Origin of the sequence: Massilia sp. PAMC28688 (assembly GCF_019443445.1) — a bacterium.
Taxonomy (GTDB): Bacteria; Pseudomonadota; Gammaproteobacteria; order Burkholderiales; family Burkholderiaceae_D; genus Telluria_A.
The window spans coordinates 3,928,906-3,945,396 of record NZ_CP080378.1; the positions used below are offsets into that span (position 1 = coordinate 3,928,906).

The 16,491-nt window shown below is 61.2% G+C and carries 15 protein-coding genes and 4 tRNA genes; 17 read left to right on the forward strand and 2 right to left on the reverse strand.

Annotated elements, in window-relative coordinates:
- The first annotated feature begins 51 nt into the window (after nucleotides 1-51).
- The 16 genes from KY495_RS17755 (at nucleotide 52) to KY495_RS17830 (ending at nucleotide 12,127) form a co-directional block, all read left to right on the forward strand.
- Nucleotides 52-1,539, forward strand: coding sequence for a Do family serine endopeptidase (locus KY495_RS17755; RefSeq protein WP_229518348.1), 1,488 nt, complete (start codon nucleotides 52-54; stop codon nucleotides 1,537-1,539).
- Nucleotides 1,539-1,805, forward strand: coding sequence for a glutaredoxin family protein (locus KY495_RS17760; RefSeq protein WP_219880690.1), 267 nt, complete (start codon nucleotides 1,539-1,541; stop codon nucleotides 1,803-1,805). The genes KY495_RS17755 and KY495_RS17760 overlap by 1 nt, the downstream gene beginning before the upstream one ends.
- Before the next feature lie 215 nt (nucleotides 1,806-2,020).
- Nucleotides 2,021-3,814: a translation elongation factor 4 gene (gene lepA, locus KY495_RS17765; RefSeq protein WP_219880691.1), complete on the forward strand. Its 1,794-nt coding sequence runs from the start codon at nucleotides 2,021-2,023 to the stop codon at nucleotides 3,812-3,814.
- Nucleotides 3,811-4,731, forward strand: a complete 921-nt coding sequence (lepB, locus tag KY495_RS17770) for a signal peptidase I (RefSeq protein WP_219880692.1) — start codon at nucleotides 3,811-3,813, stop codon at nucleotides 4,729-4,731. Before lepA ends, lepB begins: the two co-directional genes overlap by 4 nt.
- Nucleotides 4,732-4,746: 15 nt before the next feature.
- The gene (locus tag KY495_RS17775) at nucleotides 4,747-5,157 is read left to right on the forward strand and encodes a DUF4845 domain-containing protein (RefSeq protein ID WP_219880693.1); all 411 of its coding nucleotides are present in this window, start codon (nucleotides 4,747-4,749) and stop codon (nucleotides 5,155-5,157) included.
- A 16-nt stretch (nucleotides 5,158-5,173) separates the two neighbouring features.
- Nucleotides 5,174-6,037: a ribonuclease III gene (gene rnc / locus KY495_RS17780; protein ID WP_229518349.1), complete on the forward strand. Its 864-nt coding sequence runs from the start codon at nucleotides 5,174-5,176 to the stop codon at nucleotides 6,035-6,037.
- A complete protein-coding gene (gene era / locus KY495_RS17785; protein WP_219880694.1) occupies nucleotides 6,034-6,936 on the forward strand; it encodes a GTPase Era in 903 nt (300 codons plus the stop codon). The genes rnc and era overlap by 4 nt, the downstream gene beginning before the upstream one ends.
- Nucleotides 6,937-6,962: 26 nt before the next feature.
- Nucleotides 6,963-7,796: a DNA repair protein RecO gene (gene recO, locus KY495_RS17790; protein WP_219880695.1), complete on the forward strand. Its 834-nt coding sequence runs from the start codon at nucleotides 6,963-6,965 to the stop codon at nucleotides 7,794-7,796.
- A 19-nt stretch (nucleotides 7,797-7,815) separates the two neighbouring features.
- Nucleotides 7,816-8,589, forward strand: coding sequence for a pyridoxine 5'-phosphate synthase (gene pdxJ, locus KY495_RS17795; protein ID WP_219880696.1), 774 nt, complete (start codon nucleotides 7,816-7,818; stop codon nucleotides 8,587-8,589).
- On the forward strand, nucleotides 8,586-8,996 hold the full coding sequence (acpS, locus tag KY495_RS17800; protein WP_219880697.1) for a holo-ACP synthase: 411 nt from the start codon (nucleotides 8,586-8,588) through the stop codon (nucleotides 8,994-8,996). Before pdxJ ends, acpS begins: the two co-directional genes overlap by 4 nt.
- 12 nt (nucleotides 8,997-9,008) lie before the next feature.
- The gene (gene uvrC / locus KY495_RS17805) at nucleotides 9,009-10,865 is read left to right on the forward strand and encodes an excinuclease ABC subunit UvrC (protein ID WP_219880698.1); all 1,857 of its coding nucleotides are present in this window, start codon (nucleotides 9,009-9,011) and stop codon (nucleotides 10,863-10,865) included.
- Nucleotides 10,866-10,971: 106 nt separating this feature from the next.
- Nucleotides 10,972-11,556: a CDP-diacylglycerol--glycerol-3-phosphate 3-phosphatidyltransferase gene (pgsA, locus tag KY495_RS17810; protein WP_219880699.1), complete on the forward strand. Its 585-nt coding sequence runs from the start codon at nucleotides 10,972-10,974 to the stop codon at nucleotides 11,554-11,556.
- A gap of 91 nt (nucleotides 11,557-11,647) precedes the next feature.
- Nucleotides 11,648-11,723, forward strand: a tRNA-Gly gene (locus KY495_RS17815).
- Nucleotides 11,724-11,796: 73 nt separating this feature from the next.
- Nucleotides 11,797-11,872, forward strand: a tRNA-Gly gene (locus KY495_RS17820).
- Between the two features lie 43 nt (nucleotides 11,873-11,915).
- Nucleotides 11,916-11,991: transfer RNA gene (locus tag KY495_RS17825), tRNA-Gly, on the forward strand.
- Nucleotides 11,992-12,053: 62 nt separating this feature from the next.
- Nucleotides 12,054-12,127 (forward strand) — tRNA-Cys (locus tag KY495_RS17830).
- Between the two features lie 316 nt (nucleotides 12,128-12,443).
- Here KY495_RS17830 and KY495_RS24395 read toward each other — a convergent pair.
- Nucleotides 12,444-12,905: an RES family NAD+ phosphorylase gene (locus tag KY495_RS24395; RefSeq protein ID WP_219880700.1), complete on the reverse strand. Its 462-nt coding sequence runs from the start codon at nucleotides 12,903-12,905 to the stop codon at nucleotides 12,444-12,446.
- Nucleotides 12,902-13,633, reverse strand: coding sequence for an antitoxin Xre/MbcA/ParS toxin-binding domain-containing protein (locus tag KY495_RS17840; RefSeq protein WP_219880701.1), 732 nt, complete (start codon nucleotides 13,631-13,633; stop codon nucleotides 12,902-12,904). Before KY495_RS17840 ends, KY495_RS24395 begins: the two co-directional genes overlap by 4 nt.
- Before the next feature lie 511 nt (nucleotides 13,634-14,144).
- On the opposite strand from KY495_RS17840, the gene KY495_RS17845 reads away from it, so the two are divergent.
- Nucleotides 14,145-16,379 carry an NADP-dependent isocitrate dehydrogenase gene (locus KY495_RS17845; RefSeq protein WP_219880702.1) on the forward strand — a complete coding sequence of 745 codons (2,235 nt, stop codon included), beginning with the start codon at nucleotides 14,145-14,147 and terminating at the stop codon, nucleotides 16,377-16,379.
- Nucleotides 16,380-16,491: the final 112 nt, after the last annotated feature.

Sequence of the window (16,491 nt, forward strand, 5' to 3'; positions counted from 1 at the left end):
TTTGGCTTACCATATCGCCAAGACAAACCCTCCACCTCGGACTCCATGACCATGACCATTTTCGCCGGCCGTCACTGCGTATTTGCCCGTGTTTCCGCCATCATGCTTGCCGCTGCCCTGGGAAGTACAGTCAGCACCGCCGTGGCCCAGGTGGCCGCGCCGCCCGCCGCGCCCGCGCCTGCCGCCCGGCCCCTGGTGACGGGCTTGCCTGACTTTACCGACCTGATCGACAAGGTGGGGCCGGCCGTGGTCAATATCCGCACCACCGAAAAGATCCGCCAGGGCGCCGGTCCCGGCGGCGGACCAGATGAGGAAATGCAGGAATTGCTGCGCCGCTTCTTTGGCGGCCAGATTCCCCGCTCCGCGCCGCGCCCGCGGCGCGGCGGCCCGGACCAGATCCAGCGCGGCGTGGGCTCGGGTTTCATTATTTCCGGTGACGGCTATGTGCTCACCAATGCCCACGTGGTCGAAGGCGCGGACGATGTCATCGTCACCCTGACCGACCGCCGCGAATTCAAGGCCAAGGTGCTGGGCGCCGACAAGCGCTCCGACGTGGCGCTGCTCAAGCTCGATACCACCGGCCTGCCGCACCTGACCATTGGCGACCCCAACCGCATACGGGTGGGCGAGTGGGTCATTGCCATCGGCTCACCCTTTAACCTCGACAACACCGTCACGGCCGGCATCATTTCGGCCAAGTCACGCGATACCGGTGAATTCCTGCCCCTGATCCAGAGCGATGTGGCGGTCAACCCGGGCAACTCGGGCGGTCCCCTGATCAATATGCGTGGTGAAGTCATTGGCATCAATTCCCAGATTGCCACCTTGTCCGGCGCCTACAACGGCATTTCGTTTGCCGTCCCGATCGACGAAGTCATGCGCGTGTCGGACCAGCTCAAAAAGAGCGGCAAGGTCACGCGCGGGCGTATTGGCGTGGAAATTGGCGAAGTGAGCAAGGAAGTGGCCGAATCGCTGGGCCTGGGCCGGGCACGCGGCGTGGAAGTGGCGCGCGTGGAGGCGGGCGGGCCGGCCGAAAAAGGCGGCATCAAGGTGGGCGACATCATCCTCCAGTTCAACGGCGTGAGCGTGGAGCGCGCCAGCGACCTGCCGCGTCTGGTCGCGGCGGCGCCCGTGGGCAGCCGCGCGCAAGTGACCGTCTGGCGCAAGGGCAGCGAGCAGCAGATCCCCCTGACCATCGTGGCGCTGGAAGAAGACACGGGCAAGCGCGCCGTGGTGCCAAAGAAACCCAAGCCCGAGCAGGCGCCCAATGCCATGGGCCTGGTGGTGTCGGACATGAGCGCCGCCCAGAAAGCCGAGACCCGTGGCCAGGGCGGGGTGGTGGTGGACAGCAGCGAAGGGGCGGCCGCCCGCGCGGGCTTGCGTGCCGGCGACATGATCTTGCAGCTCAATAATGTCGAAGTAAAGGATGCGCGCCAGTTCAATGCCATGGTGGCCAGGCTAGATCCCAAACGCAGCGCGGCGCTGCTGGTGCGCCGGGGCGAGACCACGCAGTTTGTCGTGATCCGTCCGCGCCAGTGATGCAGACACTTCCCTTCACGCTGTATTCGCGCGCCTGGTGCCATCTGTGCGATGACATGCTCGCCGCCCTGCTGGCCCTGCAGACCGAGCAGCAACGCTTCGCGGTCGAGGTCATCGATGTCGACGCCGACCCGGCCCTGGTGGCGCGCTTTGACGAACTGGTGCCGGTGCTGTACGGCCGGCTCGACCAGCCGGAGCTGTGCCACTACTTCCTGGACGAAGGGGCGGTGCGCGCCTACCTGGCGGCCCAGCCTGTGTCAATTTAGCAATATTCGACCCAGGCTGCGCATAAACCGGGCTTTCTACCCTGAAATCCGGTAAAATGCGGGGTCGAAAAAGCTCCTGTCACCCACACAGTTCTTGCACGACAAGGCGCTCGCCTGGGGATGCCATCCCCCTGGGAGCGCTTTTTTGTCGCTCTCTGGTCGCACCGACACGTCCGGCCGGCGTCGTCCCTCCTTTTTGGCTTTGAATTGCATTAATGAACAACATACGTAACTTCTCCATCATCGCCCACATCGATCACGGCAAATCGACCCTGGCCGACCGTATCATCCAGATCTGCGGCGGCCTGTCCGACCGCGACATGGAAGCCCAGGTGCTCGATTCGATGGATCTGGAGCGCGAACGCGGCATTACCATCAAGGCCCAGACGGCGGCCCTGCATTACAAGGCCAAGGATGGCATTGTCTACAATCTGAACCTGATCGATACCCCGGGCCACGTCGACTTCAGCTATGAAGTGTCGCGCTCGCTCTCGGCCTGTGAAGGCGCGCTGCTGGTGGTCGATGCTTCCCAGGGCGTGGAAGCGCAGACGGTGGCCAATTGCTACACGGCGCTCGACCTGGGCGTGGAAGTGGTGCCGGTGCTAAACAAGATTGACCTGCCGCACGCAGACCCCGCCAACGCGATTGCCGAAATCGAAGACGTGATCGGCATTGACGCGGCCGACGCCGTCAAATGCTCGGCCAAGAGCGGCCTGGGCGTGGAAGACGTGCTCGAATCCCTGATTGCCCGCGTGCCGCCGCCCAAGGGCGACCCGGACGCGCCGCTGCAGGCGCTCATCGTCGACTCCTGGTTCGACAACTACGTGGGCGTGGTGATGCTGGTGCGCGTGATGAACGGCACTTTGAAACCGAAGGAAAAGATCCAGCTGATGGCCACCGAATCGGTGCAGCTCGTCGAGAGCGTGGGCGTGTTCAGCCCCAAGTCGCAGTCCTTGCCGCAGATTTCCGCCGGCCAGGTGGGCTTTGTCATTGCCGGTATCAAGGAATTGAAGGCGGCCAAGGTGGGCGACACCGTCACCCATGCCGCCAAGCCGGCCGCCGCGCCCCTGCCGGGCTTCAAGGAAGTGCAGCCACAAGTGTTTGCCGGCCTGTTCCCCGTCGATTCGCACCAGTACGATGCCCTGCGCGACTCGCTTGAAAAGCTCAAGCTCAACGACGCGGCCCTGATGTACGAGCCGGAAGTGTCGCAGGCGCTGGGATTTGGTTTTCGCTGCGGCTTCCTGGGCTTGCTGCACATGGAAATCGTGCAAGAGCGCCTGGAGCGCGAATTCGACATGGACCTCATCACCACGGCGCCGACCGTGGTGTACGAAGTGATCATGCGCGACGGCAGCATGGTGCGCGTGGACAATCCGTCCAAGATGCCGGACCCGTCCAAGATCGAGGAAGTACGCGAGCCGATCGTGACCGTCAACCTGTACATGCCGCAGGAATACGTGGGTTCGGTCATTACCCTGTGCATCGGCAAGCGCGGTATCCAGATGGACATGAGCTACCACGGGCGCCAGGTCAAGCTGATCTACGAAATGCCGATGGCTGAAATCGTGCTCGACTTCTTTGACAAGCTCAAGTCCACCTCGCGCGGCTATGCCTCGATGGATTACGAGTTCAAGGAATACCGCGCATCGGACGTGGTCAAGGTCGACATGCTGATCAACAGCGAAAAGGTCGATGCCCTGGCCATCATCGTGCACCGCGCCAACAGCCAGTTCCGCGGGCGCCAGGTGGCGGCCAAGATGCGTGAACTGATTCCGCGCCAGATGTTTGACGTTGCCATCCAGGCTGCCATCGGCAGCAATGTGATTTCGCGTGAAAACGTCAAGGCACTGCGCAAGAACGTGCTGGCCAAGTGCTACGGCGGCGACATCAGCCGCAAGAAGAAACTGCTGGAAAAGCAAAAGGCCGGCAAGAAGCGCATGAAGCAGGTGGGTTCGGTGGAAATCCCGCAAGAGGCATTCCTGGCAATCTTACAAGTGGACGATAAATGAGCTTTCAAGTAATTCTCAGTAATTTTGCCCTGATCCTGTTTGTCTTGATGGTGGTAACGGGCATCATCTGGTGCTTCGATGTGTTCGTTCTGGCCAAGCAGCGCCGCCGCGCCGCCGATGCCGCCCTGGCCGAATACGATGCGCGCGTGGCCAAGCTCGTCGCTGACGGCGTCAAGCCCGACAGCAACAGCAATGCCCGCGCCGAACTGGAAATGCGCCACCTGCGCCAGCCTACCTGGATCGAGTATTCCGGCAGCTTCTTCCCCGTCATCGCCCTCGTGTTTTGCCTGCGCTCCTTCCTGTACGAGCCGTTCAAGATTCCCTCCGGGTCGATGATCCCGACCCTCGTGATCGGCGACCTCATCCTTGTCAACAAGTTCACCTATGGCATTCGCCTGCCCATCATTAACAAGAAGATCATCGAGATCAATGATCCGCAGCGGGGCGACGTCATGGTGTTCAAATACCCCAAGGATTTGAGCCAGGATTACATCAAGCGGGTGATCGGCGTGCCGGGTGATAAAATCACCTATGAAAACAAGCGTCTCACCGTCAATGGCAAATTGGTTGCGTACACGCAACTCGACGATTATTTGCATAATGATACGGTCATGTACGACAAGCAGTTTGTCGAAAACCTGGGCGGCAAGCCGCACCGCATCCTGAACCGCGAGTCCGCGCGCCCTGTCAATGACGAGCAAGTGGAGGAATTTCTCAACAAACAGGCCTGTGAATATGGCGTGGAGAAATTTACCTGTATCGTACCTCCTGGCAATTACTTTATGATGGGCGATAACCGCGATGACAGCGCCGACAGCCGTTACTGGGGATTCGTTCCCGACAAGAACATTGTTGGCAAAGCGTTTTTTGTTTGGATGAATTTCAGTCATCCGACGCGCATCGGCGGAATTGACTAGTTAAAGGAAATTCTCATGAACGGTTCCAAGCTCTCCCTGCACGCCCAACGCGGTGTTTCCCTGTCCGGCCTGCTGGTGGTCCTGGCTGTGCTCGTTGTCGTGGCCGTGCTGGCCATGAAAGTGGTGCCAACCTATACCGAGTACCTGTCGGCCAAGGATGCCATTGCTGCTGCCAAGGCCACCAATGGCACCCCCAGCGAGATGAAGGGCGCATTCGTGCGCGCTGCCGATATCAACAACATCCGCGCCATCAAGTCGAGCGACCTGATCATCGAGAAGGTCGATGGCCAGTCCGAAGTGTCGTTTGACTACGATGCCGTCGTGCCGCTGTTTACGAACGTGAAGCTGGTGATCCGCTACGCTGCCACCACGGCCGCCGACGGTGTCGTTCCCGACCGCGAAGAAGCGGACCCCGAGAAAAAATAAGGCTTCCCCACCACCAATGAATCTACAGTTATTGCAGACACGCTTAGGGTACACGTTCCAGGATGCTGGCCTGTTGCAGCAAGCCTTGACGCACCGCAGCCATAGCAGTCTGCATAACGAACGCCTGGAATTTCTGGGCGACTCGATTCTGAACTGCGTGGTGGCATCGGTGCTGTACGAACGCTTCGCCAGCATCGACGAAGGCGACCTGTCGCGCCTGCGCGCCAACCTGGTCAAGCAGCAATCGCTGTACGAAATTGCCCAGAAGCTGGAACTGTCGCAATTCTTGCGCCTGGGCGAGGGCGAGCTCAAGTCGGGCGGTTTCCGCCGCCCCTCGATCCTGGCCGACACCCTCGAAGCCTTGCTGGGCGCAATTTTCCTCGACGCCGGCTTCGATGCCGCGCGCGACGTGATCCGCGCCTTTTACATTCCCATCCTCGACTCGGTGGACCCGCGCACCCTGGGCAAGGATGCCAAGACCCTGCTGCAGGAATTTTTGCAGAGTAAGAAAATCTCGCTGCCGACCTACAACGTGGTGGCCACGCATGGCGCCGCGCACAGCCAGGAATTTGAAATTGAATGCCTGGTGCCCAAGCTTGGCATCCAGGTCTACGGCCGCGGGGGCAGCCGCCGCGCCGGCGAGCAGGCCGCCGCCAAGCTGGCCCTGGAAGTGGCCCAGCAAGCCATGGCCAAGACCCCGGCCGCCGCCCGCAAGACCAAGCCGCGCGCCGCCCAGCTCAAGCTGGCCGGCATCGCCACCATCCAGGGCGGCCCGCCACTGGCCGATGAAGCCGACAGCCAGTCACCGGTCCCGGTGACCGTCGCGGCCAAGCCGGCAGAAGCCAAGGCGCCCAAACTTACAGAAACGAAGTCAGCATGAACAGCCCAGCTCCCCAAGATCCCTTCCGTTGTGGCTACATTGCCATTGTCGGCCGCCCGAATGTCGGCAAGTCGACCCTGATGAACCAGCTCATCGGCGCCAAGGTGTCGATCACCTCGCGCAAGGCGCAGACCACGCGCCACCGCATTACCGGCATCCAGACCTTGCCCGACGCCCAGTTCATTTACGTCGACACGCCTGGTTTCCAGACCCGTCATTCCAATGCCCTGAACAAGACGCTCAACAAGACCGTCACCAACACCCTGATCTCGGCCGACGTGATCCTGTTCCTGGTCGAGGCCGGTACGTTCGGCCCGGCCGACCAGCAGGTGGTGGACCTGCTGCCTAAGGATGTACCGGTCATGCTCGTCATTAACAAATCCGACCGCGTCAAGGACAAGGCGGCCCTCATGCCGTTTGCCCAGCAGGTTGCGGCCAAGCACAACTTTGCCGCCATCGTACCGGTGTCGGCCAAGCTGCGCTTCCAGCTCGATGCCCTGCAGGAGGAAATCAAGCGCTTCCTGCCCGAGAACGAGGCCATCTTTGGCCCGGACGACATCACCGACCGCAGCGAAAAATTCCTGGCGTCGGAAATCGTGCGCGAAAAGCTGTTCCGCCTGGTGGGCGATGAATTGCCCTACACCAGCACGGTCCTGATCGAACAGTTCGAGCAGGAAGGCGACCTGCGCCGCATTTTTGCCGCCATCCTGGTCGAACGCGACACCCATAAGTCCATGGTCATCGGCAACAAGGGCGCGCGCCTGAAAGAGGTGTCCACCCAGTCGCGCCTGGACATGGAAAAACTGTTTGGCGGCCCCGTGTACCTGGAAATCTGGGTCAAGGTTAAGTCCGGCTGGGCCGACAACGAAGCCGGGCTGCGCGCCTACGGCTACGAATAGGCACGCCGGGACCGGCCACGCCCCACATGCCCGCCACTGACGCCGACGCGACTGCTGTCGCCGCGCCCGACGCGGCGCCGGCGGCCGGCGTGGCGCCAGGCCCGGCCGCCGGCAAGCGCGCGCGCCCCGTGCGCAGCCCGGCCGCCGGCGCCGGGCGCGTGAGCGGCCAGCCCGCCTTTGTGCTGCACAGCTATCCCTACAAGGAAACCAGCCTGATCGTGGACATGTTCACGCGCGACCATGGCCGCATCGGTCTGGTGGCCAAGGGCGCCAAGCGCCCGCATTCCAAGCTGCGCGGCGTGCTGCAGACTTTCCAGCCGCTGCAGGCGGCGTGGAGCGGCAAGGCCGAACTGCGCACCATGATTGACGCCGAATGGGTGGGCGGCATGCTGCCCCTGGAAAAAACCGCGCTCCTGTGCGGCTTTTACCTTAACGAGCTGCTGGTCAAGCTGCTGGCGCGCGACGATCCCCATCCCGCCCTGTTCGACCACTATGTCTCGACCTTGAACCAGCTGGCGCACAATGAACCTGCACCCATCGTCTTGCGAAAATTCGAAAGAGCCTTACTTAAGGAGACGGGGGTGGCGGCCGACCTGACCCGCTGCACCGCGACCCGCGCGCGCGTGCTGCCGGCGGCGGACTACGTGGTGGACCCGGAACGCGGTGCGCGCCCGGTGCAGGCGGCCGATACCTGGCCGGTGGTGAGCGGCAAAACCCTGCTCGACATGGAGCGCGAAGACTACGCCGACCCCGCCACCCAGGCCCAGAGCAAGCAGCTGATGCGCTTTTTGCTGGCGCACCACCTGGGCGGCGCGCCGCTGAACACTCGCCAGATCCTGATCGACCTGCTGCAGTTATAACCTTTACGAAAAGAGCGCCATGAGCTTTCTGCAACCATCCGGCCCGGTCATCGACCTGGGCGTCAATATCGACCACGTGGCCACGCTGCGCAACGCGCGCGGCACGGTGTACCCGGACCCGATCCGCGCGGCCCTGATGGCCGAACAGGCCGGCGCCGACGTCATTACGCTGCACCTGCGCGAAGACCGCCGCCACATCAAGGATGCCGACGTGGTGGCCCTGCGCCCGCAGCTGGCCACGCGTATGAACCTGGAAGCGGCCGTGACGCAGGAGATGATCGATTTCGCCTGCGCCATTCGTCCCCAGGACGTGTGCCTGGTGCCGGAGCGGCGCGAGGAAGTGACCACCGAGGGCGGGCTCGACGTGATCCGCTACTTCAACCAGGTCGAGAAGGCCGTCAGGCAGCTGCAGGGCGAGGGCATTCGCGTCAGCTTGTTCATTGATGCCGACGAGCGCCAGATCGCCGCCGCCGCTGACCTGAAAGCCCCCGTGATCGAACTGCATACGGGGCGCTACGCCGAAGCCCACGGCGACGAGCTGGCGTTCGAGCTCGAACGCATCAGGGCCGGCGCCCGCTTTGGCGTTGAAAAGGGCCTGGTGGTCAATGCCGGCCACGGCCTGCACTACACCAACGTGCAGGCCATTGCCGCCATTGCCGACATTCGTGAACTGAACATCGGCCACGCCATCGTGGCGCACGCGATTTTCGCAGGCTGGGATAATGCGGTGCGCGAGATGAAAGCCATCATGACGGCGGCGCGTCTTGGCGTGTCGCTGGCCCGCACTGCATGATTTACGGGATCGGCACCGACATCGTCCAGATCGCGCGCATCGAGGCAGCCCTCGCGCGCGGGGGCGATCGGTTTGCCGAAAAAATCCTGGGGCCTGACGAACTGGCCCAGTTCCATGCCCGGCGCGAGCGCAATGACGTGCGCGGGGTGCGCTTCCTGGCCACGCGCTTTTCAGCCAAGGAAGCGTTTTCCAAGGCGCTCGGCCTGGGCATGGTCATGCCCATGGCGTGGCGCAGCGCGCAGCTGGTGACCGCAGCATCCGGCAAGCCTGGCATGGTGTGCAGCGGCGAACTGGAAGCGTTCATGCGCCAGCACCGCCTGGATGCGCAAGTCAGTGTCAGCGACGAAGCAGACTACGGCGTGGCCTTTGTGATCATCACGCAGCGCGCCGCAGCAGAAACAGAGTAAAAGGTTATTGGTATGTCAGATGTGACCCCGGACGCGCGCGCGCAGGTACTTGCCACCGTCAACAAGCTGCCCAACCTGCCGGGCGTCTACCGCTACTTCGACGCGGCCGACAACGTGCTGTACGTCGGAAAAGCGCGCGACCTCAAAAAGCGCGTGTCGAGCTACTTCCTGAAAAACCTGGCCAGTCCCCGCATCGCCATGATGGTCGAGCGCATCGCGCGCCTGGAAACGACGGTGACGCACAGCGAGGCCGAAGCGCTGATCCTTGAGAGTAACCTCATCAAGTCGCTGAAGCCGCGCTATAACATCCTGTTCAGGGATGACAAATCCTATCCCTATTTGAAGATCACCGCCGGCGACATCCCGCGCATGGCCTACTACCGCGGTGCGGTGGACAAGAAGAGCCAGTATTTCGGCCCCTTCCCGAGCGCGTGGGCGGTCAAGGAATCGATCCAGATCCTGCAAAAGGTCTTCATGCTGCGCACCTGCGAAGACAGCGTGTATGCCAACCGCACGCGCCCCTGCCTGCTGCACCAGATCGGACGCTGCAGCGCGCCTTGCGTTGACCTGGTCAAGAAAGAGGATTACCAGCTCGATGTCGACAATGCTGCCAAGTTCCTGCGCGGGCGCCAGAGCGAAGTGATGGCCGACCTGGAAGCGAAAATGCACGCCTTTGCGGGCGAGCTCAAATTCGAGCAGGCCGCCGCCGTACGCAACCAGATCCAGGCCCTGGCGCGCGTGCTGCACCAGCAAAGCATGGACACGGGCGGGGGCGATGCCGACGTCGACATCATTGCCGTGGTGGTGCAGGGCGGGCGTGCCTGCGTCAACCTGGCCATGGTGCGGGGCGGGCGCCACCTGGGCGACCGCGCCTACTTCCCCACGCATGTGAACGAGGCCGCCGCGATTGCCGAAGGCTCGATCGAGTGCGAAGTGCTGGCGGCCTTCCTGGCGCAGCATTACAGCGAAAAGTTCGTGCCGGGCACGCTGATTCTGAATATCGAATTCGACCAGCCGGCGCTCATGCTGGCGCTCACCGAGCAGTGCGGCCACCGCATCAACCTGATTTTTCAGCCGGGTGGCCAGCGCCGCCAGTGGCTGGAGATGGCCCAGAAGGGCGCCGACATCTCGCTGGCGCGCCTGCTGTCGGAAGAAGGGTCGCAGCAGTCGCGCACGCGCGCCCTGGCCGAGGCACTGGCGCTGGAGACCGAGGACCTCGACACCTTGCGCATCGAATGCTTCGACATCAGCCACACCCAGGGCGAGGCGACCCAGGCCTCGTGCGTGGTGTTCCACCACCACGCCATGCAAAATGGCGAATACCGGCGCTACAACATCAACGACATCACGCCGGGCGACGATTACGCCGCCATGCGCCAGGTGCTGCTGCGGCGCTATGAAAAGGTGGCCAACGGCGAGGGCGTCATGCCCGACGTGGTACTGGTCGACGGCGGCAAGGGGCAGATTGAAATGGCGCGCCAGGTGTTTGCGGAGCTGGGCCTTGATATCAGCCTGATCGTGGGCGTGGCCAAGGGGGAGGGGCGGCGCGTGGGCCTGGAAACGCTGATGTTTGTGGACGGGCGGCCGTCCCAGGAGCTGGGCAAGGAATCGGCGGCGCTGATGCTGGTGGCCCTCATTCGCGACGAGGCGCACCGCTTCGCCATTACCGGCATGCGCGCAAAGCGGGCCAAGACGCGCCAGACCTCGCGCCTGGAAGAGATCGAGGGCATTGGCGCCAAGCGGCGCCAGAAGCTGCTGGCGCGCTTTGGTGGCCTGCGCGGCGTGGTGGGCGCCAGCGTGGAAGACCTCAAGTCGGTGGAAGGCATCTCGACCCAGCTGGCCGAGGAGATTTACCGCCAGCTGCATTGAGGGCAAGCCGGCCGCTGCGCCGAATGTAGTGAACTGGTGAAATATGCATTGACCATGTAGACTAGCGGCGCAAGTATCCATAACACTGACAAGTCCCTGCGCCTCTATGCCTTTCAATATTCCGATCCTCCTGACCTGGCTGCGCGTTGCGCTCATTCCGCTGGTGGTCGGTGTGTATTATTTGCCTGTTCACTGGCTGCCGCGTTCCGACCAGGACCTGGCGGCCACGCTGGTCTTCATCATTGCTGCCGTCACCGACTGGTTTGACGGCTTCCTGGCACGGCGCTGGAACCAGACCTCGGCCTTTGGCGCCTTTCTCGACCCGGTGGCGGACAAGCTGATGGTGGCCGGCGCGCTGCTGGTGCTGGTGCACTTGCAGCGGGTGGACTACTTTATCGCCTTTATCATCATCGGGCGCGAGATCGCCATTTCGGCCCTGCGCGAGTGGATGGCGCAGATCGGCGCATCGCGCTCGGTGGCGGTCAGCTCGATCGGCAAGATCAAGACGGCCGCGCAAATGATTGCGATCCCGCTGCTGCTGTTCCATGACACCGTCTTCAAGGTGGTCCACACGCGCCTTCTGGGAGACTACCTGATCATCCTGGCTGCCGTGCTGACCGTGTGGTCCATGTTTTATTACATGCGCCTGGCCTGGCCCCTGATCAAGGAAAAGGCGGGCGACACGCTGTGAAGCGGCTTTGATGATTTAGCGCTGGATTCAACCTTGACAGGCCGTCCAGATCATCTATAATGCCTGCCTGTTGTGACGACACAAGTGTAACGCGGGAGTAGCTCAGTTGGTAGAGCGCAACCTTGCCAAGGTTGAGGTCGAGAGTTCGAGACTCTTCTCCCGCTCCAGAATTTTAAGTAGTGTCGTCAGGTTATCCTTGGAAAGCAGTCAAGTTTCTGCGATAATCGTTGTCTTGCAAATGCGGGAGTAGCTCAGTTGGTAGAGCGCAACCTTGCCAAGGTTGAGGTCGAGAGTTCGAGACTCTTCTCCCGCTCCAGTGATCTGGAGTTTGCAGCAAGTAGTGAAAGTAAGGCTCCAATGCGGGAGTAGCTCAGTTGGTAGAGCGCAACCTTGCCAAGGTTGAGGTCGAGAGTTCGAGACTCTTCTCCCGCTCCAGAATTCAAAAGGGAAGCCCGGCTTCCTTTTTTTTACTCCGCAAGGAGTAGTTCCAGTCCTCTGGCGAGGTAGCAAAGAGGTTATGCAGCGGCCTGCAAAGCCGTTTAGACGGGTTCGATTCCCGTCCTCGCCTCCAGAATAAAGCAGTACAAAAAATTATCCGCTTCGGCGGATTTTTTTTGCCTGCGATTTCGCGAGGCATCGTCCCAACTGCTGTCTCCACCAGATCCCTTCTTGTCCCCCGCACGCGTCAGCCCAGGACCGTATTGAGCGGACAGCCCTCGGCCCGGAACTCCGGGGTGTGTCGTTAATTTCATAAGTTCACTCCCTTTGGCACTTCATCAAACGGAAGTGTCCACAGAACTCAAGCTGCCTCAATACGGCATGCGGAGTTATTCGACAGTCAGAACGTTCTTGAATGAACAAGCTCGAATCGGGAGTCAACGGACAAATCAGGGAGTCTTATACATTCGGGGATCAAAAGTGAACGGGCGAATCTCAGTTAGGCTAACTCGGGCGAATTCTGGATGCTGCGGATTGAGCACGATGTTAGTTTCTTCGTTCACTATAGCCGAGGGCACACGCATTCCAACATGAGTCAAGCCACTTAGCCACTGGCCACCGAACGCTTGGGCGCTAGTGGATGTAGGCATGGCATCCCATCCCATCGGCAGGGCGGATATGTCAGGCTCAAAAAGCGCGCAATCGTCCGGAACATCAATTGCAACCAGCACTTGCGGAGGGAGCGCCCCACTAGCAATGTGTACAAATTTTTCAAGCGACGAAATGGCAATTGTGCTCCCACAGTACAGGGCCGGCATGCCAATCGGGTTCCAACGTCCACCATACATTGAGGTGCCGAGGCAAGCACGGTCCAAAGCATATTTCCTCTGGGCGATACGCCAAAACCTCATGCAGCACCACCAGTCGCAATGGCATTCAGCACTTGGCGAACTGACATTGCACCTGGTTCGGTGTCGAGATAATCCATGGGCGGCGTATTCATAAACGTACGATTTGGACTCCGGAGCCAGGATTTTGCCGCAGCGTCATCTTCGAACACGTCAATCGCCATGTGGGCCACATCAGCTAGGCGCCAAATGCGCTCCGAGACGCTCGCATCGACTGCCGCTTGCTTTTGTACTAGACGCGCGGCGGTGGACTCTGGAAGCCTCACTATCGTACGAATTTTGCTTACAGGAACCTCAAAATACTCGCTAGCTTCCTTCAGTACGCTGGCCGGGAACCCTTTTCGTATCGCGACAATTGCGTCATTTCTATTCGCAGCGAACTTTTCTACTAACTCTGCGAACACTGAGGATCTGGGCGGGCCATCAACCGAGGGATGTGCCCAGAGCTCCCACTCATCGTCGACCTCGTGCGCCTCCAGAGACGCACCACGGTCCGAACCAGCTGCCACACCAGATTCTTGGCGTCTGAGCACCAAAGGGGCTGCATGGTGAGTGTCTGGATGTTCTGGGGTTTCCTCGACCGTTTTTTGTTTAGCTGTCACAGTAGTTCCCGTGACACGAACAGTTTTTTTGGTCGACTGGGTACCAATCAGGCCGAAATTCGCTAACTTTTGCGGCTCTTTTTGTTGAGCGGACTTTTTAGCCGAAGGCGGGCGCACGGGTTTCGACATGATGGACCTCCAGTTGAGAGTCTATAGTACCTCTGGTGAGAGGTTCAAGCAACCGCAGTTGTATGAGGGGCGTGGCGGGAACAGGCAATCGACGCACTGACCCAGCCCGGGGGAAAGCCGGCCACGGCAGCGGAGATCAAGCAGGAGCACCGGCTGGTAAAGGAGTTGGGGCGGGAGATCCGGCGCAAAGACAAGGCCTTGGTGCAGGCTGCAGACCTACTGGCGCTATCAAAAAAGCCGAGGCGATCTTGAGCAGGTACGCGGCCGAGGACGCGATCTTCCTTGAGACTTATCCGCGCCAGCCTCGCACAGCGCCACGCCAAGGCCCCATTTTTCTGTTATATCGTGCAATGAAATTTCATCATGTGGATAACTGTGCCCCATCTGCGATATCATTATGGTTTCGAGCGGTCGATTGCCGCACCAACGATTCGCCCTGACCGCAAGACGGACAGCCGGATTGATTCCCAAAATCGCGAATTACCCATTCGCCAGAACCGAGCAAAAGCCCATGAGCAGTGATCAAACCATTATCTACACGCTGACTGACGAGGCGCCACTGTTGGCCACTCACGCCTTCCTGCCTGTTGTTACGGCATTTGCCAAGCCGGCCGGCATCAAGGTCGAGCCGAGCGACATTTCGGTCGCGGCCCGCATCCTGGCGGCGTTTCCGGAAAAGTTGAGCGCCGAGCAGCGCGTGACCGACTCCATGATTGAACTGGGCAAGCTGACGCTGCGCCCGGAAGCGAACATCATCAAGCTGCCCAACATCAGCGCCTCGGTCTCGCAGCTGCGCGCTGCCATCAAGGAACTGCAGGACAAGGGCTACGACATTCCTGACTATCCGGAAGATCCGCAAACCGAAGAAGAAAAAGCCATCAAGCTGCGCTATGGCAGCTGCATCGGTTCGTCCGTCAATCCGGTCCTGCGCGAAGGGAACTCCGACCGCCGCGCCCCGCGCGCCGTGAAGGAAGCGGCCAGGAAGTCCCCGCACGCCATGGGCGAATGGTCGCAGGCCTCGCGCACCCACGTCTCGCACATGACCAAGGGTGACTTCTACCACGGCGAAAAGTCGATGACCATCAACGGCGCGCGCGACGTCAAGATGGAACTGATCACCAAGAGCGGCAAGACCATTGTGCTCAAGCCAAAGGTGTCGCTGCAAGATGGCGAAATCATCGATTCGATGTTCATGAGCCGCAAGGCGCTGCTGGCCTTTTACGAAGCCCAGATCGAAGACGCGCACAAGACCGGCGTGCTGTTCTCGCTGCACGTGAAGGCAACCATGATGAAGGTGTCGCACCCGATCGTGTTTGGCCACTGCGTGCGCATGTTCTACAAGGAAGCGTTCGAGAAGCACAAGGAACTGTTCGACAGCCTGGACGTCAATGTCAACAACGGCATGGCCGACCTGTATGGCAAGATCGCCACCTTGCCGGCCTCGCAGCGCGAAGAAGTCATCCGCGACCTGCACGCCTGCCAGGAACACCGTCCGGCGCTGGCCATGGTCGATTCGGCCAAGGGCATCACCAACTTCCATTCGCCCAACGATGTGATCGTCGACGCATCGATGCCGGCCATGATCCGCGCCGGCGGCAAGATGTACGGCGCCGACGGCCGCCTCAAGGAAGTCAAGGCGGTGATCCCGGAGAGCACCTTTGCCCGCATCTACCAGGAAATCATCAATTTCTGCAAGACGCACGGCGCGTTCGATCCGAGCACCATGGGCACCGTGCCCAACGTGGGCCTGATGGCGCAGAAGGCGGAAGAATACGGTTCGCATGACAAGACGTTCGAGATTGCCGAAGAGGGCGTGGCCAACATCACCGACCTGGCCACGGGTGAAGTGCTGCTGACCCAGAACGTGGAGCAGGGCGATATCTGGCGCATGTGCCAGGTCAAGGATGCGCCGATCCAGGACTGGGTCAAGCTGGCCGTGACGCGCGCGCGCAATTCCGGCATGCCTGCCGTGTTCTGGCTCGATCCTTACCGTCCGCACGAAAACGAGCTGATCAAGAAGGTCAACACCTATCTGAAAGACCACGATACCGAAGGCCTGGAAATTCGCATCATGTCGCAGGTACGGGCCATGCGCTACACGCTCGAGCGCGTCAGCCGCGGCCTGGACACCATCTCGGTGACCGGCAACATCCTGCGCGACTACCTGACCGACCTGTTCCCGATCCTGGAACTGGGCACCAGCGCCAAGATGCTGTCCATCGTGCCGCTCATGGCGGGCGGCGGCATGTACGAAACCGGTGCCGGCGGTTCGGCTCCCAAGCACGTGCAGCAGCTGGTGGAAGAGAACCACCTGCGCTGGGATTCGCTGGGCGAATTCCTGGCGCTGGCGGTGAGCTTCGAGGACATGGGCCTCAAGACCGGCAACAAGAAGGCGACGGTCCTGGCCAACACGCTCGATGCCGCGACCGGCAAACTGCTGGACAATCGCAAGTCGCCATCGCCAAAGACGGGCGAGCTCGATAACCGGGGCAGCCAGTTCTACCTGTCGCTGTACTGGGCGCAGGAACTGGCCGCCCAGCAGGACGATCCTGAGCTGGCCGCCTACTTCGCACCGCTGGCCAAGTCGCTGGCCGCCAATGAAGACAAGATCGTGGCCGAGCTGCTCGAAGTGCAGGGCAAGCCGGCGGACGTGGGTGGCTACTACAAGCTCGATGAAGCGAAGGTGGCCGCTGTCATGCGCCCTAGCACGACATTTAACGGCGCGCTGGAAGCGCTGGGAGCGTAACCAGGCAGGCGCGCAACGGCGGTGCGTGCCCGCGCCCGCCCGCCGCCGGCATTGCGATGCCGGTTCACACCCGATAGCCCACCAATGTGTGGGCTTTTTTCATTGTTTGGGC